Raw genomic sequence first — 24,161 nt, 5'->3', positions numbered from 1 at the left:
CGGTCTTTGCCGCTGACTCTGGAGCTCATCAATGTCGAACTCGCGCAATGATTTCACCGCGACTGCGCTGGGGTTTCCGCGCGTCGGGCCCAATCGGGAGCTCAAGCGCGCCACCGAGGCGTACTGGGCCGGGCGCGCCGACGCCGCGAGCCTGCACGCTGTCGCGAAGGAGCTGCGGGCCGCGCAGCTGACGGCGGCTCGGGACGCCGGACTGGATTCCGTGCCGACGGGCACCTTCTCCTACTACGACCAGGTGCTCGACACCGTTGTGCTGCTCGGCGCGCTGCCAGGGCGGGTGGCCGGGATCGCCGGCGACCTGGACCGCTACTTCGCCGCCGCCCGCGGCACCGCCGAGGTCGCGCCGCTCGAGATGACCAAGTGGTTCGACACCAACTACCACTACCTGGTGCCCGAACTCGCCGCGGACACGGTGTTCGCGCTGCACCCGGAGAAGCCGCTGGCCGAGCTGCGCGAAGCGCTGGCGCTCGGCGTGCCCGCCCGCCCGGTCGTCATCGGCCCGATCACCTTCCTGAAACTGGCCAAGTCGGTGGACGGCAGCGACCTGCTGGACCGGCTGCCCGACCTGCTCCCGCTCTACGAGCGGCTGCTCGGGCTGCTCGCCGAGGCGGGCGCGGAGTGGGTGCAGCTGGACGAGCCGTCGCTGGTCACCGATCTCACCGAGACCGAACTGGCCGCGGTGCGGAGCACCTACCGGCGGCTGGCGGTGCTACCGGCGCGCCCGGCGATCCTGGTCGCCACCTACTTCGGGCGGCTCGGCGCGGCGCTGCCCGGGCTGGCCGAGACCGGGATCGAGGGCATCGCCATCGACCTCGTCGCCGGTGCGGACGCGGATCTGGCCGCGGCCCGGTCGATCACGGACACGCTGATCGTGGCCGGAGTGGTCGACGGCCACAACATCTGGCGCGTCGACCCCGACCACGCGCTGCCCCGGCTGACCGGGCTGCGCGACGCCGGAGTCACCGTCGCCGTCTCCAGCTCCTGCTCGCTGTTGCACGTCCCCTACAGCCTGGCCCCGGAGACCGGCCTGGACGAGCGGCTGCGCGGCTGGCTCGCCTTCGGCGCGGAGAAGATCGCCGAGATCCGGATGCTCGCCACCGCGCTCACCGCGGGCGAGACCGAGGCGCTCGGGATCGCGCGCGCCGCGGTGGCCGACCGCAAGGCCGACCCGCGGCTGCGCGTGCGCGCGGTCCGCGAACGCCTGGCGGATCTGGACGCCGACGCCACCCGCCGCGCGCCCGCCGACGAGCGCCGCACCCTGCAGCAGGAGCGGCTGCGGCTGCCGCTGCTGCCGACCACCACCATCGGCTCCTACCCGCAGACCGGCCGGATCCGGGTGGCCCGCGCCGAACTCCGCCGCGGCGCGATCGACCGGGCCGAGTACGACACCCGCATGCGCGCCGAGATCGCCGAGGTGATCGCGGTCCAGGAGGAGATCGGGCTGGACGTGCTGGTGCACGGCGAGCCGGAGCGCAACGACATGGTGCAGTACTTCGCCGAGCAGCTCGACGGCTTCGCCGCCACGGGCAACGGCTGGGTGCAGTCGTACGGCACCCGCTGCGTGCGCCCGCCGATCGTGTACGGCGATGTATCGCGCCCGGCGGTGATGACCGTCGAGTGGAGCACCTACGCCCAGTCGCTGACGAGCAAGCCGGTCAAGGGCATGCTGACCGGCCCGGTCACCATCCTGGCCTGGTCCTTCGTCCGCGACGACCAGCCGAGGGCCGACACCGCGCGGCAGATCGCGCTGGCCATCCGGGACGAGACGCTGGACCTGGAGGCGGCCGGTATCGGCGTCATCCAGGTCGACGAGCCCGCGCTGCGCGAACTGCTGCCGCTGCGCCGGGCCGACCAGGCCGCCTACCTGGAGTGGGCGGTGCAGGCGTTCCGGCTCGCGACCGCCGGCGTCGCCGACGCCACCCAGATCCACACGCACCTCTGCTACTCGGAGTTCGGCGAGGTCATCGGGGCGATCCGCGGCCTGGACGCCGATGTCACCTCGATCGAGGCGGCGCGCTCGCACCTGGAGGTGCTCGACGATCTCGGTGCCATCGGCTTCGACCTCGGCATCGGCCCCGGCGTCTACGACATCCACTCGCCCCGCGTTCCGGGCGCCGAGGAGGTGCGGAGCGCGCTCGCGCTGGCCTTGCAAGCGGTTCCGGCCGAGCGGCTGTGGGTCAACCCGGACTGCGGGCTCAAGACCCGCGGGACCGAGGAGGTGACCGCCGCGCTGCGCAACCTGGTCGCGGCGGCGCGGGCGCTGCGCTGACCTGATCCCGGGGTGGCCCGTTACGGCGGGCCACCCCGCGGGGCATCCGGCTTGCTATCCGAGCGCGCTGCGCACCTTCGCGGCGGCGGCCGGTAGCCGGGTGATCCGGGAGGCGGCGAAGAGCGCCTTGAACTGCCAGCTGTCGTCGCGCGGCAGGATGCCGGCGCGCTGCGTGGCGTCGAGCGCGTCGTAGAGCGTCTCGCCCTCCTCGAGCAGCCCGTTCTCGTCGAAGTGGTACCGGTCGACGGCCGGGCACTGGATGAAGCGGCCGTTGCCGTAGATGGCCGGGGCGCTGCCGTCGTAGGGGTAGAGCCGGAGCGCGCCGCTCCAGTGGCCGCTGCCGATGTAGCGGATCACCGTGCGCACCTTGCGTTCCGGGCTGATGTCGATGTAGATCTGGCCGGGCAGCGGGTCGTAGCGCCAGTCCGGGATGGCGTCGAAGAAGGCCATGTTGTAGGTGACGAAGTCGTCGATGCCGACGATGGTGCGGCCGAAGGTGGTGACGTCGGTGTAGCGCATGTCGGCGGCGTAGAGCTCGTGTTTGTAGCTCATGTCCCGGTCGATCCAGCTCCACCAGTACTTCTTGGCCCAGTCCATGAGCCAGGAGAGGTCGACGTCGAGCTTGCGGTAGAACTCGATCTTCCGCTCGAAGTCGTCGAACCAGGCGCGGGTGGTGGCCTGCAGCTCGGGCTCGGGGATCGCGCGGACCGGGGTGCCGCGATTGGCGTCCAGGAACTCCGGCACCGGGCGGGCCAGCCGCGGGGTGCGCAGGGCCTGCTGGAACTTCTCTTCGGTGAACATCGAACCTCTTCCCCGGGGCGTTTTCCGCTCTATGATGACTCACATGATTCTTGTTGAATCAGGTGATGTCAATGGAACGGCGCTGGGCCGCAGATCTCAGGAGAGGCCGAAGGCGGCGGCCAATGGGGTGGGGTCGCCGGTGATGGCGAGCGCGCCGCTTTCGAGCGCGGCGCCGAGGGTGAGCGTGCCATTGGCCAGTTCGGTGAGGACGGGGATGTCCGCCTCGATCACCGCGCGCGGCGCTTCCGCCGGTCCCACGCGGAAGTCGATCCGCTCCGGGGTGATCGTGAAGCGGAAAGCGGCTCCGCCCGTGCGGAGTTCGTACACGCCGTCCGCCCCGGCCGCGCCCGGCCGGAACCGCGCCTCCATGGCGATCGCCACCAGCTCGGGGTCGACGTGCTGCTCGGGCTCGGGGGCGCCGAGCCGGGGCAGGCCCCAGCGGGAGAGCGCGTGGAAGACCGGGCGCAGCCCCTCGCCGTCGGGGGTGAGCTGGTAGACGGTCGAGGCCGCGGGGGGCGGCAGGGTCGCCCTGGTGATGATTCCGGCGGCGTCGAGTTCCTTGAGGCGCTGGCTGAGGAGGCCGGTGCCGATGCCGGGGAGGCCGTCCAGCAGGTCGGTGTAGCGCTTCGGGCCGAGCAGCAGGTTGCGCAGGATGACTAGCGACCAGCGCTCGCCGAGCAGGTCCAGTGCGTGCGCGACGCCGCAGTACTGGTTGTAGGAGCGCTTGGCCATTCCTTACTCAGAACAATCGAGAGGGGAGTTCGCTCATGACGTCGAACGATGGACAGATTCCGGCCGCGCTGGCGGTCGGCCGGGTGCTGCTCGGGGTCGCCTCGCTGGGTGCGCCGCACGCACTGGCCCGCGCCTTCGGGGCGCGCAGCACGCCGGAGTCGCTGTACCTGACCCGCGTGTACGGAATCCGCGCCCTGGCTATGGGTTTCGGGTATCTCACCGCCGGTGCGGGGGAGCGGGCGCGGTGGTTGTGGCTCGGATTGCTGATCGACCTCAGCGACACCGCGGCCGGGCTCGGCCACCTCCGGCGGCGCGACGTCCCGCTGCGGGCCGCCTGGCCCCTGGTCGCGCTGACCGGCACCTACGCCGCGGCCGAGGCGCTGCGGCTGAGCCGCCGGTAACTCACTCGGCCCCGGCGTCGCTGTGCCGGGCATAAGCGGCTTCACGCACGGTGTCGTCGTCCTCCAGCCCCGCGCCGAGCGCGCCGCCCACCGTGGCCAGCGAACACGTCAGCCACGCCAGCTCCAGATAGTCCCCGATCCCGACCGGGTGCCCGAGCGCATCGGCGAACCCGGAGGGCACCACCAGGAACGCCGCGGCCAGCACCGCGAGCCCGAACAGCGCCAGGTAGAAGGCGCCGACACCGATGAGCACGGTGGCGACGGTCGCGATATTGAACAGCGCCACCTGCTCCCGCATCCGCCGCCCCGGCGCCCGCTCCCACAGCTCGGCGCCGATCACCAGGGTGGCCGCGATGGCGATGATCGAGCCGATCATCGCCAGCGTCGAGCGCACCGCGCCGAAGGTGTCGGCCATCCGCCAGATATCGGAGGTGATCAGCGCGAACACACCTGCCGCCGCGGCCGCGGCCAGCGCCCGCGAGAGCCGCAGTGTGAGCCGCCACGGCTGATTGGCGCGCACCATGCCGGTGATCAGCCGCAGATTGCCGGTCAGGACCCGGGCGGTGAAGGCGGAGGCGCCGGGCTCGGTGTCGGTGCCGAGTTCGCGCACCCGCCGGGTCAGCTCGCCGTCCGCCGCGCCGGCGTCCTGGCCGAGCAGGCGGGCCAGGAGCTCGGCGGCGATGTCGTTCAACCGCCTGCCGCGGCCGCGCGGGCCGAGTGCGGGGATGGAGATGACCGCGACGCCGTGCAGCGGGCTGGCGTGGGCAAGCACCGGGCGGCGGCGTTCGTGCAGGGGGAGGTCGGTGACGCCGAGGACGACGTCCCAGCCGCGGGTCAGCATGAGTTCGCGGGCGGCGGCCACGATCTCGCCGTCGTCGGCCGGGGGTGTGACCAGGCGGTTTTCGACCAGCTCGACCTCCCATTCCGCCCCGGCGAGGCGGGTGCCGAGGCCGGTGGCGAAGGATTGATCGCCCAGGTGTTGCCGGGCCAGGTCGAAGGCCGGGCCGGGGGCCGCCACTACGCCCAGGACCACCCGGGGTTCGTCGTGCTCTCGTCCGACGCCGCGCGGCGCTTCGTCTGTCGTCACGCTGGGTTATTCAAGTCCCTGGCCACTGTTGCGGACAAACGCCGCGTCGAAGTCGGCTTTGCCCACTGGCCGGGACGCTCTACACTGAATCAGATCGAAAAATCTGATTCAGTGGGGAGGTGGCTATGAGCGGACACACGGTGGGCGAGCGGATAGCGGAGGCCATCGACGCAGCCGGGCTGAGTCAGCGTGAACTCGCGGCGGCGACGGGAATCTCGCAGCCGACCCTGTCGCGAACCATCAGCGGTGACAGGGTGGCGAAGATGAACGAACTGATCTCGATCGCCGCGGCGACGGGATGGTTGCTGACGGAGTTCACCGGCACTTCGCGCGCCGCCGCGCAGGTGCAGTGCGCGGCGCGAGCGGCGAACGGGGCGTCGATGGAGTCGATGCGTGCTCAGATGCTGCACTTCATCGAACTCGACGCCTACCTCGATGACCAAGCGATCCCGGCGGTGCTGTGAGCGCGGAATCGGAGGGCAGGCAGGAAGCGGCGCGTTTTCGCACGGAGCACCACCTCGGGAGCGCGCCACTCGGCGATCTGGTCATGCTCATCGAGCAGTCCGTGGGAGCGGACGTAGCCGTGCTCGATACCGAGCAGGACCAGCACGGCATGACTATGCGCCGCGGGGACAGCGGGTCCGTCTTCATCGGCGTGACACGGACGCCCCGCGTCATGCGGCAGCGCAGCACGCTCGCGCACGAACTCGCCCACGTCGTGTTCGGGGACTGGGCCGACGAACCACTGATCGACTCCGCCAACCCGGTCGAGAGCCGGGCCAACGCGTTCGCCCGTCACCTGTTGATCCCGCAGCAGGGCGTCGAGGAGACGATCGAGAGTGAATACGTCGGGCACGGGCGTGCGATGTTGTCGGCGGTCGTGCAGCGTTTCCTCGTTTCTCCCTCGATAGCGGCGATCGCCCTCGAACAGGGCGGTCACATCGACCGGGCCACGAAAGAACAATGGAAGTCGGTGCCCACCCCGAAACTGGCGGCCGAGTTCGGCTGGCTCGACAGGTATCGGTCGCTGTCGGAGGCATCGAACCGGCGTCGCGCACCTCAGCGGCTGCTGGCTCGGGCGATTTCGGGGTGGGTGCAGAACGTGGTGCCGATCCAGACCGTGGCCACCCTGTGGGGCATCGACGCCGCCGTGGCCGAGCAGGAATTGCGCGCTGCCGGGCTTCGCCAAGTCGACAGGTGGGAGTCGCCGAACTGGGCCGGGGTCGCGGAACTGCCCGAGGTCGAGATCGATCTGTCCGAGTTCGACGCGGACATGCGCGCCGGTGAGAACGAGTGAACCGGCGACCGATCATCGATGTGGGCCCCGCCCTGAATTTTCTCGCCAGCAATCAGACTCGGCTGCTGATTGGAGTGCTGGGACGGATCAGCACGCCGGAGACGGTGCAGAAGGAAGTGCTGCGCAAAGCCTCCGTCGAGGTCAAATTCAAGGCGGTGGTGAACGAGTGGTCGAAGCTGACACCGAAGTGGCTCGAAGTTCTCGATGACGATTGGACCGCGCTGGAGTCGGTGGGATCGAGGTTGGCGCGAATGCCGCTCAGCGAGCGCCGGAAACGCGCGGCGGATCTCGGCGAGTTGATGGTGCTCGCGCACGCACTCGTCGCTGCCGAAGAAGGTCGCGATGTCACTGTCATCATCGATGAACGGGCTGGTGCGGCCATGGCGACCGCCGAGGCGCGGAATCTCCATCGCCGACGCGCGGCGGGAAAGACAGTAGGGCGTCTGTTCGTCGTCAATACCGTCACGATCCTCGAGAAAGCCGCGCACAAGGGGCTCGTGGACGGCAAGTCGGAAATGCGGTCGCGGTATGCCAGGCTGCGCGAGCTGGATGACGGCCTCGTTCCGATCGAGAGCACCCCGTTGTTGAGTCGCGATCTATGGGTCCCGCAACCATCCTGAACTGTGAGGGGATGTTCGGTCGCCGCCCTGGAGACCCGAGTTCGCGCAACCGTCAGTGTTCGATGAGCGCACCGATCCACCGCTGATGATCGGTGAACGCCGCATCGTTCACATCCCGCACCTGATCCAGCTTCACCGGAACCACCGCCTTCACATGCCCCGGCGTCCCGTGCGAGATCCCGCCGCTCATCACCACCAACCGATCCGCCAGGTACACCGCCTCCTCCACGCTGTGCGTGACGAACAGCGTGGTCGTCCCGGTCTCGCGGTGGATCCGCTCGAGCTCGCGCTGCAGCGATCCGCGGGTGAGCGCGTCGAGGGCGCCGAAGGGTTCGTCCATGAGCAGCACCGCCGGTTCGTTGCAGAGCACCCGCGCGATGGCGACGCGCTGCTGCATACCGCCGGAGAGTTGCTGCGGGAAGCGTTTCGCGACCCGGGTGAGCCCGATCAGTTGGATGTAACTGGCGGCGGCGTCGCGGCGGGAAGCGCCGGTCTGCCTGGGGCCGTAGGCGACAGGTCCGTGTGGCGCCTCGTGCAGCACCGCCCCGGTTCGGCGTGCGAATTACATGGACATTTTCGGAAACGAGGAGGGTTTGCATTCGGTGCGGAACAGCTCCGTACCGGCCGGTGCAACCGATACGGAGCCTGTTCAGCCGGCGAGACCGTAGTCCGCCGCCTCGGGGCACATCGCCCCGGATCGATCATCGTTCGCCGCGCCACCGCCGGTGCCGGTCTCGCGCTGGGCCGAACGCTCGGCGACGGTCGGCTCCGGATCGGTCACCGGGCGGGTGAAAGCCGCCGCGGCCGCGTGTTCGGCGACGCGGGCGCTCCAATTCCACATCGCGTCCCCCTTCCCACGGGCCGCCGGAGAGTTCCGGCGGGGCCTCAACGGTAACCGGGGGAGCGGTGTGAGCGACAGCGGATTTCCGCCGTCATTCGGAGCCTTGTTCGCCTCGCCTCCACGTGCTGACGACGGCTCCGGACGCCCTCAACAGCCGCGCAAGGACCTCCACTTCGACGAGCGATCCGGCACGCCCGGAGGTCACGAGTTCGTCGGCGACCGATCTCGCCTCGCTGAGCGACAGGAAGCACGCGATGCGGACTGCTCGCATCACCGATGCGGTTGTCACGCTGCCCTTCTCGACCTTCAGGACCGTAAAGCCGTTCGCGGCCAGGATCGCGTTCCGCATTCCGGCGGTGGCCGGTTCGATGGCGCATTCGCACCAAGCGAGATCGCAGTGCGGGCAGTGGGCGTCGAGATCCCAGCGGTGGTCGTCGCCGACGAGCGCTTCGGTCACCCGGGCATCGAAGGTCTTGCCGCAACGGTCGCAGGTTGTCGCGTACGGAGCGGACTCGGACACGAAATTCGTGATCGGCGGATTCGGCACGGATCTATTCTGAGACTCTCCTTCGACGCGCCATGACCGACCTCGGATACGCGCGGCTTCCAGGACAGGCCGAGACACTTTTCGCGCGACTCGAGGCTCCACCCCGGCTCGCTGCGCAGCTGCGGGTGGTGCACGACGTCGCCGTGGTACCACGGAAACGATGGAACGGAGGGACTCAGCGCCGTTCGTCCTCCGGACGCCGCGGCGCGGTCGCCCGATCCAGCTTCCGCACCAGCATGACGGTGGCATCCGCGCGCAGTACGGCCCGGTGGTGCTCGCGCACCGCGGTGACCACCTGCCGCACCGTCTCCGGCGGCGGATGCCCCGACCCGGCCTCCCGGCGCAGCACCTCGATGAGCCGCTCGAGCCCGAACGGCTCGCCGCCGGGATCGGGGGTGGCGGTGATGCCGTCGGTGTGGAAGACCAGCCAGTCCTCGGGGTGGATCTTGTCCTCCGCGACCACCTCGAATTCCGCGCCGAGGCCGAAGGCGGCATGCCGTTCGGCGCCGAGCGGATCGGCGACGGTCCCGCCGCGCATGATGAGCGGCTCGATGTGGCCGGCATTGAGGTAGCGCAACCGCCCGCTGTCGAAATCCAGCTCGGCGAGCACCGCGGTGGCGAGCCGTCCCGCCCCGAACCGGCCCGCCAGCGTCGATTCCAGGGAGCGGGCCTGCTCCAGCAACCCGCCCCCGGCGTGCCGCGCGCTGCGGTAGGCGGCCAGCGCGGTGGCGGCGACGAGCTCGTCACCGGCGGCGTCGAGGATGAGCAGCTGGGCGGCGGTCTCGGAGAGGGCGTAGTCGAACACGTCACCGCGCAGGTCGTAGCGCGGCTCGACGGCGGCGCTGACCACGACGTCGCCGACCCCGGCGGTGCGCGGGGGCAGCAGCGACCAGAGCAGCTCGGCGTTGGGGGTGCGGTTCTCGGTGAGGCGGGTGCGGTCCAGCCCGTCGCCGTAGTGGGTGGTGATGGTGATGAGGTGGCCGAGCAGCCGCGCCACCCAGCGGCAGTGCGCGCGCAGCCCGGGATCGCGCAGGTCCTCTGGCTCGGGGACGCCGATCTCGAGGACGCCGAGCCGCTCGATGCCGTCCAGCAGCGGCATCCACAGGGTGGGGGAGCGGTCGGTGGTGGCGAGCGCCTCGAGTTCGCGGAAGGCGCGGCCGGCGGTGGTGGTGTCGAGGTCGAGCGGGGGCGCGCCGGTGCCGGTGGCGGGGCGCAGCGCGCGCTGTTCGTAGTCCACGAGGTGCACGGTGAGCTCGACACCGAGCGCGGTGCCCGCGGCGTGCGCGATCACCGGCAGCCGGTCCGGTGCGGCGAGGTGGACGCCGTCGACCAGCTCGACCAGCGCGGAGAGCGGCGGGGTGGTGGGCCGCGGGTTGCGGAAGGGGCGGCTGTAGGCGGCGCGCCTGGCGTCGGCGTGCAGGTCGAGGTACTCGTTGACGACGTGCGCGAGCATGTCGCGATCCCGGGCGGAGAGCGCCGTCATGCCGTGCACGTAGGCGTCGACCTCCAGGAAACCGGCATCGCCGCCGACCCCGAAGTACTCGGTCCACAGCTCCTCGACGCCGAGCCCGGCGGTCCGGAAGGCCGCGGTGAAGCTGCGCTGCTGCTCCGCGGCGCGATCGCGGCCGGAGGAGCCCTGAATCACCATTGCTCGCCCCCGTCGGCGGCGGTGAGCTGCTCGGCGATGCGCCGCATCGAGGTGTGCTGCTCGCGCGCCGCGTTGGCCAGGGTCAGGAACGCGGCGTGCTCGCCGACCCCGTCGCGGCCCATGAGGTAGCCGGTGGCGCGCGCGATCACCTCGCGGCCGCGCAGCTTCTCGGTGATCCGGCCGCTCACCGCCTCCGCCTCGGCGGCGCCGACCACGTGCGCCACCAGCAGCGAGGCCTGCGCGGCGAACAGGGTGAGCACGTGCTCCTCGCGCGGGCCGTAGGCGCCGGTGCCGTAGACCTTCATGGCGCCGAGCCCGCGCTCCCCGGCGACCAGCGGCGCGCTGAGCGTCGAGACCACCCCCAGCGCCGCGGCGCGCGGCCCCCAGCGCGGCCAGCGCGGGTCGGTGCCGACATCGTCGACGCGGACCACGATCCGCTCCGCCGACGCGGTGAGGCACGGCCCGTCGCCCAGCTCGTACTGCAGGGCGTCGGCGCGCTCGACCAGGTCGCTGGTGGCCGCCGCGGTGCCGCGCTCGCCCGCGCTGTCGAAGAGGGTGAGCCCCGCGCCAGCGGTGCCGGGCACGGTCCGCACCGCCAGCTCGGTGATCGTCGCCAGGGCCTCGTCCACGGTCCGGTGCGAGAGGAACATCCCCGCCATCCGCGCGAACGCGGCCACGATCTGCTCGGCCGCGGTGGTGTCACCCAGCCCGCCGCCCGTCGAATCCTCCGCCGGCACCTGCCCGCCTCCCGTCAGCTCCGTCTACGAAGAGTCGGTACCCCGCTCGTCACCGGTTATGCCGGATCGAGCGCTCGGCGCGTGCGAGGGACGTCACGCGGTGCCCGGGAAAAATCTGTAGTCCGGGGGGTAGACATTGTGCGGCGAACTTACTAACGTCTCTCTCGTCGAAGAGCGAAGGATTAGTGGCCGGGCAGGGGAACTGCCCGGAAGCGAAACCCTCGGTCCCCTCCGGCGGAGAAGAGAATCCGGTGCAGTAGGCCGGACCGCCGGAGGGGCCACGGAAAACACCGTCGACCTGGGAGGTGGCTACTGGAACACGCATCTCGACCTCACGCACCCGCGATACCGCGGGGCCCGGTGCTATCGGCCGGGCAGTGATTTCGGTTCCCTCGTCAACTCTTCCGGGCCCCGGCGCACCAGCGCCGGGGCCCCTTGTCGTGCCCGAATCCCCGAGAGGTGCCGTACCGCAGTGAATCCCGACTCGACCGCGGCCGGCCGCCTCGACGACGAGGACTACCCGGCCTACAGCATGGGCCGCGCCGCGGAGATCCTCGGCGTCACGCCGGCGTTCCTCCGCGCGCTCGGCGCCACCGGGTTGCTCGAGCCGCAGCGCTCGGCCGGCGGGCACCGCCGCTACTCCCGGGCGCAGCTGCACCTCGCCGCCAGGGCCCGCGAGCTCGTCGACGGAGGCACCGCACTGGAGGCGGCGAGCCGCATCGTCTCGCTGGAGGACCAGCTCGCCCGGGCCAGGGCGGACAATGCCGAGCTCGCCGGCCGGGACGGGGCGGAGCCGGAGGGGTGACACCCGCCCAGCCCGCGGTGGCGGCGGCGCCGCGCTGGATCGCTGCGGCGACGACCGCCCGGTTCTGCGTCGATGGCGGAAATCCGCTGCGCGAGTTACCGATTCCCCAGTACTGAGGTGTCCCGCCGGGTACCGGTGCGCGGCGCGCGTTTGCGCCGGATGCCGGAGGGTACCGACGAATTCATGGTGGTCGCCGGCGGGTGATGGACACATGATCGAGAACCTCCGAGTCCCCGGGGCGGTCCGACCGGCCCCGGGCGCGGGAATGCCGGGCCGCCTCCTGCTCGACACCGACGACCTGGGCGAGGCCGAGGCGCGGCTCGGCACGCTCTACGCGGCGCTGCGCTTCGGCGCCCCGAGTTCGCGCGCGGGGGTGCGGATGGTGCACCAGCAGGTCGGCGCGGCCGCGCACGCCACGCTGCACTTCCGGACCGATGTCGCCTACAGCACCCAGCCCATCGGCCGCTGGAGTGTGCTGCTCGTGCGGGACGGCACGGCCCTGGTGCGGCTCACCGACGCCGGACCGGCGGTGCTGCGCCCCGGTCAGCTGCTCGCGCTCGAGCCGCCCGACCGCCCGCACAGCGGCGTCCTGCGGCACGCCGCCTTCGACGCGATCACCCTGGGACCCGAGCTGCTCGCCCGCGTCGCCGACCGCACGGCCGGGGAGCGGCCGCCGCGGCTCGGCGGCCATACCCCCGCGAGCGCGGCGGCCGCGCGGCGCCTGGCCGGAGCGATGGAGCACTTCGGTGCGCAGGCCCCCGCGCTCGCCGGCAATCCGCTGCTGGCCGCCGCCGCCACCGATTACCTCACCGCGGTCGTCCTCGACACCTTCCCCGCCGCCGACGGCGAGCCCACCCCCGCCGACCGCAACGACGCACACTCCGAGACGGTGCGCCGCGCGATCGCCTACATGGAAACCCATGCCGACGAGGACATCTCGCTCGCCGATATCGCCGCCGCCGCCTTCGTGACGATCCGCGCGGTGCAGCTGGGCTTCCAGCGGCACCTGGGCAGCACACCGGTTCAGCACCTGCGCCGCATCCGGCTCGACTGCGCGCACGCCGACCTGCTCGCCGCCGCGCCCGACGACGGCGTGACGGTCGCCGCGGTCGCCCACCGGTGGGGTTTCGGCAACGCGGGGCGTTTCGCCGGGTACTACCGCGAGGTCTACGGGTGCACTCCGCAGCAGACGCTGCTCCGGTGAACGAGCGCTATCGTGCCTCGTCGAGCCCGAAGCGCTCGTGCAGCCGGCGCAGCGGTGCGGGCGCCCACCAGTTGCGGTGGCCGAGGACGTGCATGAAGGCGGGGACGAGCAGCATCCGGACCAGCGTCGCGTCGACCAGGACGGCGAGGGTGAGGCCGAGCCCGAACATGCGCATGAACGAAACCTCGGCGGTGATGAGCGCCGCGAAGGAGATCGCCATGACGGCGGCGATCGCGGTGACGATCCGGCCCATGCGCGCCAGCCCGAGCGCGACGCTCTCGTCGCTGGCGGCGCGGTCGGTCCGGCCGTCGCGGACGGCGGCCTGCCAGTACTCCCGGATGCGGGAGAGCAGGAACACCTCGTAGTCCATCGAGAGCCCGAAGGCGATGCAGAACAGCAGCACCGGCATATTCGCCACCAGCGTCCCGGTCGGGGTGGTTCCGAGCGCGCCGAGGTGGCCCTGCTGGAAGATCCAGACCAGCGCGCCGAACGCCGCGGTCAGCGACAGCACATTGAGCAGGACGGCCTTGAGCGGCAGCACCACGCTGCCGGTGAGCAGGAACAGCAGCACGAAGGTGATCGCCGCGATCAGCCCGAGCACCAGCGGCAACCGGTCGGTGATCGCCGCGACGCTGTCGCTGTTCACCGCCGCGATTCCGGCGAGCTGCCCGGGCCGCCCGTCCGGCCCCGCCACCGCGCGCAACTCGTCGAGCTGGGTCTCCGACGCCGCGGAGAAGAGCGCCGCCGAGCTACCGACGGTGACGAACGCGCTGCCGTCGGCGATCCCGCTGAGCCCGGCCGACGGCCCGCTCCGCGCCCCGGCCACATAGGTGCCGTCGGGGGCGGCGACGGAGGTCACGCCGGGCACCCGGGAGAGCCGCTCGGCATAGCCGCCGAGTTCGGCCGGGGTCACCGCGCCCGCGTCGGGGAGCACGACGATGACCTGGGTGGCGGAGCTCTGCCCGAAATCGGCACGCAGCAGCTCGCCGACCTGCCGCGCGGAGGCGGATTCCGGCAGCACCCGGTCGTCCGGGAAGCCCCACTGCACGCCGAGGAACGGCGCGCCGAGCAGGAGCAGCAGCGCGACGATCGCCAGCCCGATCGGGAGCGCCGCGCGCTGCACGCCGACCGTGGTCCGGTACCAGAAGCTCCGCTCGATCGGGCGCGGCCGCGGCTCCGGGCGCCGGAGCAGCCGCCGGGCGAAGCGGCGCACGTCGTAGGCGTCGAGCCGGGCGCCGAGCAGCACGATCGCGGCCGGTGTGATGACGATGGCCGCCGCCGCGCCGAAGGCGACCGTCGCGATGCCGGCGTAGGCGAAGGATTTCAGGAAGTACATGGGGAACAGCACCATCGCCACCATGGAGAGCCCGACGGTCAGCGCCGAGAACAGCACGGTGCGACCGGCGGTCACCATGGTGCGCACGAGCGCCGCTTCCCGGTCCGCGCCCCCGGCCAGCTCCTCGCGGTACCGGGAGATGATCAGCAGGGTGGAGTCGATGGCCAGCGCCAGCCCCATGGCGATGGTGAGGTTCAGCGCGAAGATCGAGACCTCGGTGACGAACGCGGCCCCGCGCAGCACCGCCATCGAGCCAACGATCGCGACCACGCCGACCACCATCGGCAGCGCGGCGGCGAGCAGCCCGCCGAAGACCCAGATCAGCAGCAGGAAGGTCAGCGGAACCGCGATCAGCTCCATGCGCAGCAGGTCGTGCTCGGTCTGCGCGTTGATCTGGGTGTAGACCATGGCCGAGCCGCCCGCCCGCACGGTGACGCCGTCCCGGTCCCCGGTCAGCTCGGCGGCGAGGGCCTCGGCGTACTTCGGCGCGGCGTTCTCGCCGCCGGAGATCCCGGCGACGACGAGCCCCGTCTTCCCGTCCGCGCCGAGCAGCCCCGCCGCCGCGGGCGCGGGGACGGTCCAGGCCGAGAACACCTGCGTGACATGCTCGGAGCGGCGGAGCCGGTCGACGATGGCGGCCCCGGCGGCGCTCGCCGCCGGACCGGTCGCGCCCTGCTCGGCGGTGACGGTGAGCACCAGCTCCATGTCACCGCGGCCGAACTTCGCCGAGAGCAGCTCCGTCGCCCGCGCCGACGGCGAGGTCGGGTCCTGGAAGCCGCCCGCCGACAGGCTGCCCGCCACCGGTATCCCGAAGGCCGCGGCCGCGACCAGCACCAGGAGCGCGACGGCGAGAACCCGGCGCGGGGCGGCGAGCGCCAGCCGGGCGATGGCAGACAGCACGTCGAGCCTTTCGTCGATGATCGCCGTCCAGTATCGGCGATCATCGGCGTGCTCTGCGAGCCACCGGAGTCAGCTGCGGGCGCGCCGGTAGAACACCCGCCCGACCTGGAGGTACGACAGCCGGTCGGCGGCGCGGGTGCTGACCCGCCGCACGATGTCGTAGACCCTGGCGTCCCCGCCGATCACCACCCGGCCCCGCCCCGCCACCGCCGCGTCGACCATCCGGCGCGCCACCCGCTCGGGCTCGGCGGCGAAGGCGCGCGCGACCCGCTCCGGCGCGCCGAGCGCCGCCGCGCTGCGCCGGACCAGATCGGTCCAGACCGCGCCGGGGAGCACGGTGGTCACCGTGACAGCGGTGCGTCCGCGCAGATCCTGCGCCAGGCCGTAGCCGAAGAGCGCGAGCGCCGCCTTCGAGGCGCCGTAGATCGCCGAGCCAGGCACCGGCACGAGGGCCGACAGGCTCGAGGTGTTCACGATGATCGCGCGCGGGCGCCGCAGCAGGTGCGGCAGGAAGGCGCGGCACATCCACACCGCGCCGGAGAAGTTCACCGCCAGCACCGTCTCGATCTCGGCGTCGCCGAGCTCGGCCACGGTCGCTACCCGCTGGCCGACACCGGCGATATTGAAGAGCCCGTCGACCCGCCCGTGCCTGGCCAGCACCTCGGCCGGAAAGGCTTGTACCGCGGCGCGATCGGCGATATCGAGAAGGTGCGTGGAGATCCGGCTGCTCGCCGACGCCAGGTCGGCGAGTGCCCGCTCGTCCCGATCGGCGGCGGCGACGACGGCGCCGCGGGCGACCAGCTCCAGCGCCACGCGGCGGCCGATGCCGTTGCCCGCACCGGTCACGACGAGAACGGCGCCGTCCAGCGGCATCCGGCTCACCGCGACCCACCGAGCAGCCGGGCCAGGATCACATGCACGTTCTTCTCGCTCACGCCGGAAGTAGAACATGTTTCAATCAGTGATTCAAGCGGCGTTTGACCGAGTCGGCGCGGGATCGAGGTGACCGGCCGGGGCTCGGGCCGCGAGCGCAGGTGCGGCAGGTAGCCGACGGTGCGTGCCAGCGCCGGGAGGTCGACGGCGAGGTACATGGCCATGAGCGGGTTCACGAACAGCTCGCTGTCGCCGGTGCTCTGCACATCACCGAACTTCCTGCGCAGCGGTGCCGCCGTCGACCAGCACGAGGGCATCGATATGGGGCGATGGCGGCGACTCCCGGCAGGCCGCCGGCTCGGCCAGGCGATACGAACTCACCCCAGCGAGTCTGCGGTCACATGGTGATGGCCAGGGCGTCGAGCACGCGGTGGCCGAGCAGCTGATCGCCGCCGATCCCGACCGAATCCGCGACCTCGGCGGGGGTGACCCGGCCGCCGTAGAGGCGGGCGAAGAGCGGTGCAGGCAGGGTGAGGGTGACGGTGGGGTCGTCGGGGGCGGTCTCCAGGATGCGGGCCCGGTCCTCGACCAGCACCGGCACGGTCCGCCCGAGCCCGCCGGTGAGCACCACCGTGACCGTGGAGCGCGCGGGTGCGGCGGCGCGCTTGCCGACGATGTAGCCGAGCTTGCCGGTCATCTCCTCGATGGCGATCTCGCCGGCGGTGGTGTCGGTGCCGCCGGGGCGCCCGATCGCCGTGCGCAGATCCTGCTCGTGCATCCAGCAGTCGAAGATCCGGATGCGCATGAATCGCGCGTAGGTGCCCGGCCCCTCCGGCGTCCAGGAGGGGGCGTCGAATTCGGCGTCGGTCATGGCGGTCAGCGCCGCCGTGCGCGCGCCGATGACCGCGTCGTAGCGCTCGAGCAGCTCGGCGGGGGAGAGCGGGCGGAGGTGCTCGACCCAGCGCTCGTTCAGCGCGCCGATCTCGTTGTGCACGTGCGCTCGCGCCGCGGCGTCGGGCAGCTCCGGCGGCTCGGCACCGGCCAGCGTCGACTCTGTGCCGACGATGTGCGCGATGACGTCGCGCGTGCGCCAGCCCGGGCACGGGCTCGGCGCCGTCCACTGCGCCGCGTCGAAGCCGGCCGCCAGCGCGCGGATGGCCTGCCACTGCGCCACCAGTGCGCCGGTGATGCGTTCACGCTCGGTCATCGGTGTCTCCGTTCACGAGTCCGTCGAGGTCGATCAGCCGGCCGCGGTCGATGCTCACCCAATCACGGCCGCGCACATACGGTTTCAGCCGTTCGCCGATGCGCGCGGTGTCGGCGGCTGATTTCGGGCGCTGCAGCTCGAACACCTGCGGCAGCGCCGCCATGCCGGTCACGACCCGCCACAGCGCCAGCGCCTGCTCGCCGCTGGGCGGGTCGACCAGGACCGGCCCGAACAGGCAGTGCTCGCCGTCGAGGAACAGCGTCGGCACCCCGAAGCCGCCCGCGGCGAGCACCCGCCGGTGGTCGCGCTCGACCTCGGTGTGCGTGCTGGGGTCGGCGAGCGCGGCGTCCAGGGTGGCCGCGCCGAAGCCGAGCTCGTCCAGGAGCCGCCGGGCGACCTCGCGGCGGTGCGGCGAGCCGCCGCGCTCGTGCAGCTCGGCGCCGATGGCGGCGTACCAGCGGTCCAGCGCGGCCTGGTCGCGGCGGCGCAGCAGCGCGCCGATCCGCATGAGCGACCAGCCGTAGGACCACTCGCGCTCCCACGGATACTTCTTGCCCTCGACGTGGTTCACCCACTCCAGGCTGAAGAACCGCCAGTCGATCGCGATGCCGAGCTGCTCGCGCACCCGCCGCAGCCAGACCGAGGTCTGATACGCGAAGGGGCACATGGGGTCGAAATGGAAATCAACGCTCTCCGGCGTCACACCGCCACCTCCGTGACCAGGTACAGCCGCAGCAGTTCGTCCACGTCGGCGACGATCTCGGCCGCCGTTCGTTCCCGCGCCTTGGCCAGCAGGATCGCCCCCTGCACCTGCGCCAGCAGCAGGTGTGCCATCCGCTCCGGGTCGACACCGGCGCGCAGCCGCCCGGCCGCGGCCGCGCGCCTGCACCCCACCGCAAGGCGCTCCTCCCACGCCGCGAAGATCCGCGCGAGATGCTCGCGCACCTCGACCTCGGTCGTCGCCAGCTCGGCGGCGAGATTGCCCATCGGGCAGCCGACGATCCGGCCGAAGCGCCGCTCGATACCGGACTGCACCCCGGTCACCGCGCCCACCAGCGCGGCGATCTCCCCGTTCGCGTGCTCGGCGCGGGTGAAGTGCCGGTCGAAGGCGGCCGCGTGCCAGTCCAGCACCGCCTTGCCGATCTCGGCCTTGGACGGGAAGAAGTGGTAGAGCGTGCCCTTGCGCACGTCGGCCGCCGCGCAGATCTCGGCGATGCCGACGCCGGTGTAGCTGCGCGCCAGGAACAGTGCCGCCGCCGCGCGCACGATCCGTTCCCGTGGCCCGGGCCGCTCGTCCATGCCCGGACCCTAACCCGCCCTTGACTGACCGGTCAACCAGTCAGACCGAGACGACAATCTTGCCGCTGTACCGGCCCCGCTCCAGGTGGCGGTGGGCCCGGACGACATCGTCGAAGGCGAACACCTCGTCGATATCGGGCCGATCGCGATCGGCGTCCAGGAAGCGGGCCATGCGCTCGACCACCACCGGATCGAGGGTGTGCTCGAAGCTGCGGTAGTGCTCGACCGGGGAGTCCGCGGGGCGCGGATCCAGGAAGCCCGCGGCGATCAGCGGCGCTCCGGGGCGCGCGGCGGCGAGCAGTTCCCGCTGACCGGGGCCGGTGACGAGGTCGAGGACGAGATCGGCGCCGCCGGGGGCGTGGCGGCGGACGCCGTCGGCGATGGATTCGCGATCGGTGGCGATGACCGCGGCGGCGCCGGCGGCGAGCAGTTCGCCGGTTTTCGCGCTGTCCCGGGTGACGGCGATGGGCACGGCGCCCATCCGGGCGGCGATCCGCAGCGCCGCCCGGCCCACCGCGCCGGAGGCGGCGGTGACGAGGATGTGGTCCCCCGGGCGCATCCCGCCCTTCTCGACCAGCGCGCCGTACGCCGTGGAGTAGGCGACCCAGATCGCGGCCGCCTCCGGAACACTCAGCCCGGCGGGCCGGGCGATGACCCGGCTCGCGGGCAGCGTGGTGTACTCCGCGTAGCTGCCCCGCACCCCCGCATCCGGGAGCGCCGCGATGACGACCGGATCACCGTCCGCGAACCCCGCGACCTCGGCACCCACCGCATCGATGACCCCGGTCCCCTCCACACCGAGCCGAGCATGCGGCAGGGTCACCGCACCGGGCATAGCCCCCGACCGCATCATCCGATCCAGCGGATTCACCGCGAACGCCTCGATCCGCACCCGCACCTCGCCCACCGCCGGCTCGGCCACCGGCTCCTCGACGATGCGCAAGACCTCCGGCCCACCGAACTCGTCGAACACCACAACCCGCGCCACGGCGCCTCCCTCGTTTCCTCGCATGCCGGAAACGCTACGGAGCGCGTGGTTACCTCCTGGTACCTTCGAATCTCATGCAAGACACGGCAGCCTCCCGCCTCGTCGACTGCCCCACCCGGCTCGCGGTCGAGATCATCGCCGACAAGTGGACCGTGCTCGTCCTGTTCGCGCTCAGCCGGGCGCCGCGCCGGCACGGCGAGCTCGTCGACACCATCGGGGGCATCTCCCGCAAGGTGCTGACCCAGACCCTGCGCCGGCTCCAGGGCTACGGCCTGGTCGACCGCACCGAGCACGCGCCGCGCCGGGTCGAGTACCGCCTGACCGAGCTCGGCCGCACCCTGGTCGAGCCCATCGACGTCCTGACCGACTGGGCCCGGGAGCACGGCGGCGCCATCGCCGAGTTCGAGGAGGCTCAGAGCCCCAGATCGATCCGTTCGGCGAGCGCCGGATCGTGAATGTCGCCGCCCGCCAGCACCGCCTCCCGGTAGCCGAGCAGGCTCGCGGCATCGGTGTCGGTATTGGTCAGGCCGCGCTTCCAGTAGGCGCGCGCGAGCAGGTCGGCGCGGGCCACGCCCCACGGGCCGAGGACGTGGGCGCGGACGCGCCGGACGGCGGCGGCCTCGGCGGCCACCCACACCTGGGTCCGGCGGCGCGCGGAAATCGCCGCGGGCGTGCGGGTTTCGATATCGGTGACGGAGTCGAGGAGCTGTAGCTCGAGGTTCGGGTGCCGGGGGAGCAGGGCGGGGTCGGTGGTCGAGACGTACGCCCACACCCGGTGCTCGGGCCCGAGGCTGTCGATGATCGCCGCGATCGCCGGGACCGCGGTGTCGTCGCCGATCAGGACGTGGTCCCGCACCCCGTCGGCGGCGACCCACTCCGGGCGCATCCCGGCCAGCGTCACCGCGTCGCCCGGGCTCACGGTAGCGAGCCAGTTCACCGCGGCGCCGCGCGCGTGGCGGGCGATGTCCAGCGTCAAACGCCCTGAGGTGGCGTCGAATTCGCGCACGGTGAAGGCGCGCAGCAGCGGGCGGCCGGTGTCGTCGGTGGAGAGCTCCAGCTTGAAGGCGTCCGCCGGGCGCGGTGCGCGGTACTGCGCGAGCCCGGCCCCCTCCAGCACGACCCGGGTGAACCCGGGCGAGAGCGGCCGCACCTCCGCGACGGTGAGCCGCAGCGACAGCGGCGCATTGGCGCGCCCCCGCGCCCTGATGCCGGCCCTGATGGATTCCATCACCCCTCCTTGCGCGTCGACTTAGGTCAGCCTAACGCGCTCCCGGCCGACCGGAGTCCGGCAGGTGAAAACGAGTGTCGAATCGCCGTTCCGTGGCCCGCTCGCGTGGCAGAATCGGCTCACCCAGCACACTCCTGGCAATCGGTCGCGAGGGCTGCGGGGTCGGAGAAGGGGTGATCGGCTGTGCGCAGAACTGGAACCGCCGGGTGGGCCCGGGTGTGGACGGCGGCGGTGGCCGCCCTCGCGCTGCTGGCCGCCGGGTGCTCGGATTCGCCCGACTCCTCGTCGGCGGCGAGTTCGTCGTCGTCGGCGGTTGCCGAGGTGACGACGGTGGTGAACGCGGCGAAGGCCTTCGCCGACTCGCTGGACCAGACCCAGCGCGAGCAGGCGCTGCTGGAGCTGACCGAGGCCGACGCGGTCGCCTGGTCGAACCTGCCCTGCGGGCAGAGCTGCCGCGGCGGCGTACCGCTCGGCGACCTCTCCGAGCAGCAGCAGGCGCTTGCCGACACCTTGCTGAAGGCGGCGCTCGGCACCGGCGACAGCGGCTGGACCCGGGTCGAGCAGCTGCGCGTCGCCGACGAGTACCTGGCCGGGTTGCAGTCCAGCGGTCAGGGCGGCGGCCCCGGGGGCGGTACCCCGCCGAGCGGCTCGCCGGACCAGGGGACGCCCCCGGGCGGCGGCACCCCGCCGAGCGGAGCGCCGGACGGCGGAATGCCGCAGGGCGGCGGTCTGGGCGGCTACGGCGCCGGGCTCTACGACCTCGCCCTGCTCGGCTCCCCGAGCACCGACGGCACCTGGATCCTGCACTTCGGCGGTCATCACCTGGCGGTCAACTTCACCTACCGGGACGGCGCGGTCGCCGGACCGAGCCCGTACTTCGTCGGTGTCGAACCCACCTCCTTCGAAACCGGCGGCACCGCCTACACCCCGCTGCGGGACATGGCCGACGCCGTGCGCGCGGCCACCGCCGGCCTGAGCGCCGACCAGCTGGCCAGGGCGAAGCTCGGCGAATCCTTCACCGACGTGCTGATGGGCCCCGGCAAGGACGGGCAGTTCCCGGAGACCAAGCAGGGGCTGGCGGTGAGCGAGCTGAACGCCGACCAGAAGCAGCTCGTGCTGGCCGCCATGCGCCCGTGGGTCGGCATCGCCGACGACGCCACCGCCGCCGCCACCCTGGCCGGCTACGAGAAGGACCTGGACGAGACCTACCTCGCCTACTCCGGCGGCACCGGGCTCACCGCGCAGGGCGACTACTTCCGGCTCGACGGCCCCGGCGTGTGGATCGAATTCGTCTGCCAGAACGGCGTGGTCGTGCAGGACCAGATCCACTACCACACCATCTGGCGCGACCACACCCGCGATTACGGCGGCGAGTTCACCTTCCGGTGAGGCGGCTCGTTCTCGCGCTCGCGGCGGTCGCGGCGGTGCTGCTGTCACCCACCGCGACCGCCGCGGCGCACCCCATGCCGCACTCCACGCTGGAACTCGACCCGGCCGCCGACCGCATTACCGCCCGGCTCTCCGTTCCCACCGACGATCTCGCGCTGGCCAGCGGGATCGAGCTGCGCGACACCGAAGGACTGCGCCGCTACCTCACCGAGCACCTGCGGCTGTTCGCCCCCGATGGCAGACCCTGGTCGGCGGTGGTCGGCGAACTCCGGCTCACCGCGGCCGAGAGCACCGCCACCGGCCCCTACCGCGAGGTGCTCGCCGAGGCCACGCTCACCCCGCCGCCGGGCGCGCCGCTGCGGCGGTTCACCCTGGCGGCCGACCCCGTCGTGCACCGGGTGGTCACGCACTCGATCCTGGTGTCGGAGCGGGCAGGCGGGCAGCTCGGGGTGATCGCGGTCGACACCCGCAGCATGCGGGTGACCACGCTCCCGGTGGACCTGGACGGGGGCGGGCCGTGGCGCGGCTTCGCGGCCATGTTCCGCCTCGGTGGCGACCACATCCTGGCCGGGACCGACCACCTGCTCTTCCTGCTGGTCCTGCTGCTGCCCGCGCCGCTGCTGGCGGCGGACGGACGCTGGCGCGGCCCGATCGGCACCCGCCGCGCCGTCGGCCGGATGACCGCTATCACCCTGGCCTTCACCGCCGGGCACTCGGCCACCCTGGCACTGGCCGCGCTCGGCCGCGGCGCACTGCCCGCGGGGCCGGTGGAATCGCTGATCGCGGTGAGCATCCTGATCGGCGCGGTGCACGCGCTGCGCCCGCTCTTCCCCGGCCGAGAGGCGGTGGTGGCGGCCGGATTCGGGCTGGTGCACGGGCTGGCCTTCTCGGCCACGCTCGCCGAACTACAGCTGTCCACACCGGAGCTGGTGACCGGCCTGCTCGGCTTCAACCTCGGGATCGAGCTGATGCAGCTGCTCGTCGTGGCCCTGGTGCTGCCGTGCCTGCTGGTATTGGCCCACACCCGCTGGTACACCCCGGTGCGGGTGGCGGGGGCGCTCTGCGCCGCGGTGGCGGCGCTCGGCTGGCTCCTGGATCGGCTCGGGGTCGGCAACCCGGTGGCGGTGGCGGCGGACCGGATCGGCGCCACCGGCTGGTACTCCCTCGCCGGGCTCGTGGTGCTGGCGGGCATCGCCGCGGTGGTCGCACCGCGCGCCGATCGCTCCGCGCCGGTTCCCGCGCGGGCATCGGCTCCGCCCGGCGCCCCGCCGGCTCCCGAATAGCGCGCACGACCGCGGTGGCGCCGGGCCCGGGTGCACACTGGACATCGAGCGGGGGGGTGGCCGCTTCCAGCGAAGCCGAGGGGGACGACCGGTGGCGGACACGAAAAGGTGCCGCGACGACCAGCGTCGGGTATTCGGGCTGATGGCGCTGGGGATCGCGCTGTTCGGGTCCGGCCTCGTGCTGGCATCCCGGCTGAGCGACGACTGCGTGCGGCTGCATCCCGCGGTGCAGCTCTCCGGGACCTCGGCTCGCCTACAGCGGGTCACCGAGAGCTGCGCCCTCCCGCCCCTCGCGGACTTCCGCTGGTCGCTTCTCGCCGATTCGCTGCTGATCGTGGTGGGGTACTGGCTGCTCGGCACGATGGCGCTGGTGGCCACCTGGTGGTGGCACGAGCCGCCCGGCCTGCGGCGATTCACCCCGGTGGTCATGCTGCTCCCGTCCGCGGCCGCGGTACTCGATCTCGTCGAGAACGCACTGTCCGCGGCCTTCGTCGAAGCGGGCGCGGCGGGATATTGGTACGACCCGGCGTGGGCGGGACGGGTCATCGCGGCCGTCGCATGGTCGAAGTGGACGGTGCTCGCGGCGGTGCTGCTGATCGTGCTTGCGCTCGTCCTCGGCCGCGTCCGGCCTGCGCGAACGTCGCACTGAAG

General features: G+C 72.3%; 27 protein-coding genes. 11 read left to right on the top strand and 16 right to left on the bottom strand.

Going from position 1 to position 24,161, the window contains the following annotated elements; genetic code table 11:
* Positions 1 to 31: 31 nt before the first annotated feature.
* Positions 32 to 2,287 (top strand): 5-methyltetrahydropteroyltriglutamate--homocysteine S-methyltransferase, encoded by a 2,256-nt coding sequence (gene metE, locus AB0H71_RS06230; protein WP_357015373.1) that lies wholly within the window; start codon positions 32 to 34, stop codon positions 2,285 to 2,287.
* Positions 2,288 to 2,341: 54 nt separating this feature from the next.
* Here metE and AB0H71_RS06225 read toward each other — a convergent pair whose 3' ends face one another.
* Both AB0H71_RS06225 and AB0H71_RS06220 read right to left on the bottom strand, forming a co-directional pair.
* Positions 2,342 to 3,088: a nuclear transport factor 2 family protein gene (locus AB0H71_RS06225; protein ID WP_357015371.1), complete on the bottom strand. Its 747-nt coding sequence runs from the start codon at positions 3,086 to 3,088 to the stop codon at positions 2,342 to 2,344.
* A gap of 96 nt (positions 3,089 to 3,184) precedes the next feature.
* A complete protein-coding gene (locus AB0H71_RS06220; RefSeq protein WP_357015369.1) occupies positions 3,185 to 3,820 on the bottom strand; it encodes a helix-turn-helix domain-containing protein in 636 nt (211 codons plus the stop codon).
* A 35-nt stretch (positions 3,821 to 3,855) separates the two neighbouring features.
* Here AB0H71_RS06220 and AB0H71_RS06215 point away from each other — a divergent pair, with 35 nt between their 5' ends.
* Positions 3,856 to 4,221: a hypothetical protein gene (locus AB0H71_RS06215; RefSeq protein WP_357015367.1), complete on the top strand. Its 366-nt coding sequence runs from the start codon at positions 3,856 to 3,858 to the stop codon at positions 4,219 to 4,221.
* Position 4,222: 1 nt separating this feature from the next.
* Here the strand turns inward: AB0H71_RS06215 and AB0H71_RS06210 are convergent, their stop codons facing one another.
* Positions 4,223 to 5,308 carry a hypothetical protein gene (locus tag AB0H71_RS06210; RefSeq protein ID WP_357015365.1) on the bottom strand — a complete coding sequence of 362 codons (1,086 nt, stop codon included), beginning with the start codon at positions 5,306 to 5,308 and terminating at the stop codon, positions 4,223 to 4,225.
* A gap of 125 nt (positions 5,309 to 5,433) precedes the next feature.
* Here AB0H71_RS06210 and AB0H71_RS06205 point away from each other — a divergent pair, with 125 nt between their 5' ends.
* From AB0H71_RS06205 to AB0H71_RS06195, 3 genes are read left to right on the top strand one after another with little or no spacing between them, the layout of a single operon-like run.
* Entirely contained in the window at positions 5,434 to 5,772 is a 339-nt protein-coding gene (locus tag AB0H71_RS06205; RefSeq protein WP_357015363.1) for a helix-turn-helix transcriptional regulator, read from the top strand.
* Positions 5,769 to 6,605, top strand: a complete 837-nt coding sequence (locus AB0H71_RS06200; RefSeq protein WP_357015361.1) for an ImmA/IrrE family metallo-endopeptidase — start codon at positions 5,769 to 5,771, stop codon at positions 6,603 to 6,605. The genes AB0H71_RS06205 and AB0H71_RS06200 overlap by 4 nt, the downstream gene beginning before the upstream one ends.
* Positions 6,602 to 7,225, top strand: coding sequence for a hypothetical protein (locus AB0H71_RS06195; protein ID WP_357015359.1), 624 nt, complete (start codon positions 6,602 to 6,604; stop codon positions 7,223 to 7,225). Before AB0H71_RS06200 ends, AB0H71_RS06195 begins: the two co-directional genes overlap by 4 nt.
* A gap of 52 nt (positions 7,226 to 7,277) precedes the next feature.
* On the opposite strand, the gene AB0H71_RS06190 is transcribed toward AB0H71_RS06195, so the two are convergent.
* The 5 genes from AB0H71_RS06190 to AB0H71_RS06170 form a co-directional block, all read right to left on the bottom strand.
* Positions 7,278 to 7,766 carry an ATP-binding cassette domain-containing protein gene (locus AB0H71_RS06190; RefSeq protein WP_357015357.1) on the bottom strand — a complete coding sequence of 163 codons (489 nt, stop codon included), beginning with the start codon at positions 7,764 to 7,766 and terminating at the stop codon, positions 7,278 to 7,280.
* Positions 7,767 to 7,874: 108 nt separating this feature from the next.
* Positions 7,875 to 8,066: a hypothetical protein gene (locus AB0H71_RS06185; protein ID WP_357015355.1), complete on the bottom strand. Its 192-nt coding sequence runs from the start codon at positions 8,064 to 8,066 to the stop codon at positions 7,875 to 7,877.
* Between the two features lie 91 nt (positions 8,067 to 8,157).
* Entirely contained in the window at positions 8,158 to 8,613 is a 456-nt protein-coding gene (locus AB0H71_RS06180; protein ID WP_357015353.1) for a hypothetical protein, read from the bottom strand.
* 175 nt (positions 8,614 to 8,788) lie between these two features.
* On the bottom strand, positions 8,789 to 10,261 hold the full coding sequence (locus tag AB0H71_RS06175) for a PP2C family protein-serine/threonine phosphatase (protein ID WP_357015351.1): 1,473 nt from the start codon (positions 10,259 to 10,261) through the stop codon (positions 8,789 to 8,791).
* Positions 10,255 to 10,998, bottom strand: a complete 744-nt coding sequence (locus AB0H71_RS06170; RefSeq protein WP_357015349.1) for a GAF and ANTAR domain-containing protein — start codon at positions 10,996 to 10,998, stop codon at positions 10,255 to 10,257. Before AB0H71_RS06170 ends, AB0H71_RS06175 begins: the two co-directional genes overlap by 7 nt.
* Positions 10,999 to 11,530: 532 nt before the next feature.
* Here AB0H71_RS06170 and AB0H71_RS06165 point away from each other — a divergent pair.
* Together AB0H71_RS06165 and AB0H71_RS06160 are read left to right on the top strand one after the other, a co-directional pair.
* Positions 11,531 to 11,803 (top strand): MerR family transcriptional regulator, encoded by a 273-nt coding sequence (locus AB0H71_RS06165; protein WP_357016203.1) that lies wholly within the window; start codon positions 11,531 to 11,533, stop codon positions 11,801 to 11,803.
* A 265-nt stretch (positions 11,804 to 12,068) separates the two neighbouring features.
* Entirely contained in the window at positions 12,069 to 13,007 is a 939-nt protein-coding gene (locus AB0H71_RS06160) for a helix-turn-helix domain-containing protein (RefSeq protein WP_357015347.1), read from the top strand.
* A gap of 7 nt (positions 13,008 to 13,014) precedes the next feature.
* Here the strand turns inward: AB0H71_RS06160 and AB0H71_RS06155 are convergent, their stop codons facing one another.
* The 7 genes from AB0H71_RS06155 to AB0H71_RS06125 all read right to left on the bottom strand — a co-directional run bounded on the left by AB0H71_RS06155 (position 13,015) and on the right by AB0H71_RS06125 (position 19,610).
* The gene (locus tag AB0H71_RS06155; RefSeq protein WP_357015345.1) at positions 13,015 to 15,243 is read right to left on the bottom strand and encodes an MMPL family transporter; all 2,229 of its coding nucleotides are present in this window, start codon (positions 15,241 to 15,243) and stop codon (positions 13,015 to 13,017) included.
* A 69-nt stretch (positions 15,244 to 15,312) separates the two neighbouring features.
* Positions 15,313 to 16,116 (bottom strand): SDR family NAD(P)-dependent oxidoreductase, encoded by an 804-nt coding sequence (locus tag AB0H71_RS06150; protein ID WP_357016200.1) that lies wholly within the window; start codon positions 16,114 to 16,116, stop codon positions 15,313 to 15,315.
* A gap of 5 nt (positions 16,117 to 16,121) precedes the next feature.
* Complete coding sequence (locus AB0H71_RS06145) at positions 16,122 to 16,382, bottom strand: hypothetical protein (protein ID WP_357015343.1); 261 nt, start codon at positions 16,380 to 16,382, stop codon at positions 16,122 to 16,124.
* A gap of 131 nt (positions 16,383 to 16,513) precedes the next feature.
* Complete coding sequence (locus tag AB0H71_RS06140) at positions 16,514 to 17,323, bottom strand: maleylpyruvate isomerase family mycothiol-dependent enzyme (RefSeq protein ID WP_357015341.1); 810 nt, start codon at positions 17,321 to 17,323, stop codon at positions 16,514 to 16,516.
* Positions 17,310 to 18,026, bottom strand: a complete 717-nt coding sequence (locus tag AB0H71_RS06135) for a DsbA family protein (RefSeq protein ID WP_357015339.1) — start codon at positions 18,024 to 18,026, stop codon at positions 17,310 to 17,312. The genes AB0H71_RS06140 and AB0H71_RS06135 overlap by 14 nt, the downstream gene beginning before the upstream one ends.
* The gene (locus AB0H71_RS06130; RefSeq protein ID WP_357015337.1) at positions 18,023 to 18,622 is read right to left on the bottom strand and encodes a TetR family transcriptional regulator C-terminal domain-containing protein; all 600 of its coding nucleotides are present in this window, start codon (positions 18,620 to 18,622) and stop codon (positions 18,023 to 18,025) included. The genes AB0H71_RS06135 and AB0H71_RS06130 overlap by 4 nt, the downstream gene beginning before the upstream one ends.
* 40 nt (positions 18,623 to 18,662) lie before the next feature.
* The gene (locus AB0H71_RS06125; RefSeq protein ID WP_357015335.1) at positions 18,663 to 19,610 is read right to left on the bottom strand and encodes a zinc-dependent alcohol dehydrogenase family protein; all 948 of its coding nucleotides are present in this window, start codon (positions 19,608 to 19,610) and stop codon (positions 18,663 to 18,665) included.
* A gap of 74 nt (positions 19,611 to 19,684) precedes the next feature.
* Here AB0H71_RS06125 and AB0H71_RS06120 point away from each other — a divergent pair, with 74 nt between their 5' ends.
* Positions 19,685 to 20,065 (top strand): helix-turn-helix domain-containing protein, encoded by a 381-nt coding sequence (locus tag AB0H71_RS06120; RefSeq protein ID WP_357015333.1) that lies wholly within the window; start codon positions 19,685 to 19,687, stop codon positions 20,063 to 20,065.
* On the opposite strand, the gene AB0H71_RS06115 is transcribed toward AB0H71_RS06120, so the two are convergent.
* A complete protein-coding gene (locus tag AB0H71_RS06115) occupies positions 20,023 to 20,838 on the bottom strand; it encodes a siderophore-interacting protein (protein ID WP_357015331.1) in 816 nt (271 codons plus the stop codon). The genes AB0H71_RS06120 and AB0H71_RS06115 overlap by 43 nt on opposite strands.
* Before the next feature lie 183 nt (positions 20,839 to 21,021).
* Here AB0H71_RS06115 and AB0H71_RS06110 point away from each other — a divergent pair, with 183 nt between their 5' ends.
* The 3 genes from AB0H71_RS06110 (at position 21,022) to AB0H71_RS06100 (ending at position 24,159) form a co-directional block, all read left to right on the top strand.
* Positions 21,022 to 22,227 (top strand): DUF3500 domain-containing protein, encoded by a 1,206-nt coding sequence (locus AB0H71_RS06110; RefSeq protein ID WP_357015329.1) that lies wholly within the window; start codon positions 21,022 to 21,024, stop codon positions 22,225 to 22,227.
* On the top strand, positions 22,224 to 23,510 hold the full coding sequence (locus AB0H71_RS06105) for a HupE/UreJ family protein (RefSeq protein WP_357015327.1): 1,287 nt from the start codon (positions 22,224 to 22,226) through the stop codon (positions 23,508 to 23,510). Before AB0H71_RS06110 ends, AB0H71_RS06105 begins: the two co-directional genes overlap by 4 nt.
* A gap of 142 nt (positions 23,511 to 23,652) precedes the next feature.
* On the top strand, positions 23,653 to 24,159 hold the full coding sequence (locus tag AB0H71_RS06100) for a hypothetical protein (RefSeq protein ID WP_357015325.1): 507 nt from the start codon (positions 23,653 to 23,655) through the stop codon (positions 24,157 to 24,159).
* The last annotated feature ends 2 nt before the right edge of the window (positions 24,160 to 24,161 follow it).

The sequence above is a fragment of the Nocardia sp. NPDC050697 genome, from assembly GCF_040654395.1.
Lineage (GTDB): Bacteria > Actinomycetota > Actinomycetes > Mycobacteriales > Mycobacteriaceae > Nocardia.
Note: the sequence above shows the minus strand (reverse complement) of the source record. Positions and strands in the feature narration are given on the sequence as shown.

Coding starts and splice junctions, on each gene's coding strand:
- metE (WP_357015373.1), top strand. CDS start 32: ATGTCGAACTCGCGCAATGATTTCACCGCGACTGCGCTGGGGTTTCCG.
- AB0H71_RS06225 (WP_357015371.1), bottom strand. CDS start 3,088: ATGTTCACCGAAGAGAAGTTCCAGCAGGCCCTGCGCACCCCGCGGCTG.
- AB0H71_RS06220 (WP_357015369.1), bottom strand. CDS start 3,820: ATGGCCAAGCGCTCCTACAACCAGTACTGCGGCGTCGCGCACGCACTG.
- AB0H71_RS06215 (WP_357015367.1), top strand. CDS start 3,856: ATGACGTCGAACGATGGACAGATTCCGGCCGCGCTGGCGGTCGGCCGG.
- AB0H71_RS06205 (WP_357015363.1), top strand. CDS start 5,434: ATGAGCGGACACACGGTGGGCGAGCGGATAGCGGAGGCCATCGACGCA.
- AB0H71_RS06185 (WP_357015355.1), bottom strand. CDS start 8,066: ATGTGGAATTGGAGCGCCCGCGTCGCCGAACACGCGGCCGCGGCGGCT.
- AB0H71_RS06175 (WP_357015351.1), bottom strand. CDS start 10,261: ATGGTGATTCAGGGCTCCTCCGGCCGCGATCGCGCCGCGGAGCAGCAG.
- AB0H71_RS06165 (WP_357016203.1), top strand. CDS start 11,531: ATGGGCCGCGCCGCGGAGATCCTCGGCGTCACGCCGGCGTTCCTCCGC.
- AB0H71_RS06160 (WP_357015347.1), top strand. CDS start 12,069: ATGCCGGGCCGCCTCCTGCTCGACACCGACGACCTGGGCGAGGCCGAG.
- AB0H71_RS06150 (WP_357016200.1), bottom strand. CDS start 16,116: ATGCCGCTGGACGGCGCCGTTCTCGTCGTGACCGGTGCGGGCAACGGC.
- AB0H71_RS06140 (WP_357015341.1), bottom strand. CDS start 17,323: ATGACCGAGCGTGAACGCATCACCGGCGCACTGGTGGCGCAGTGGCAG.
- AB0H71_RS06130 (WP_357015337.1), bottom strand. CDS start 18,622: ATGGACGAGCGGCCCGGGCCACGGGAACGGATCGTGCGCGCGGCGGCG.
- AB0H71_RS06120 (WP_357015333.1), top strand. CDS start 19,685: ATGCAAGACACGGCAGCCTCCCGCCTCGTCGACTGCCCCACCCGGCTC.
- AB0H71_RS06115 (WP_357015331.1), bottom strand. CDS start 20,838: ATGGAATCCATCAGGGCCGGCATCAGGGCGCGGGGGCGCGCCAATGCG.
- AB0H71_RS06100 (WP_357015325.1), top strand. CDS start 23,653: ATGGCGCTGGGGATCGCGCTGTTCGGGTCCGGCCTCGTGCTGGCATCC.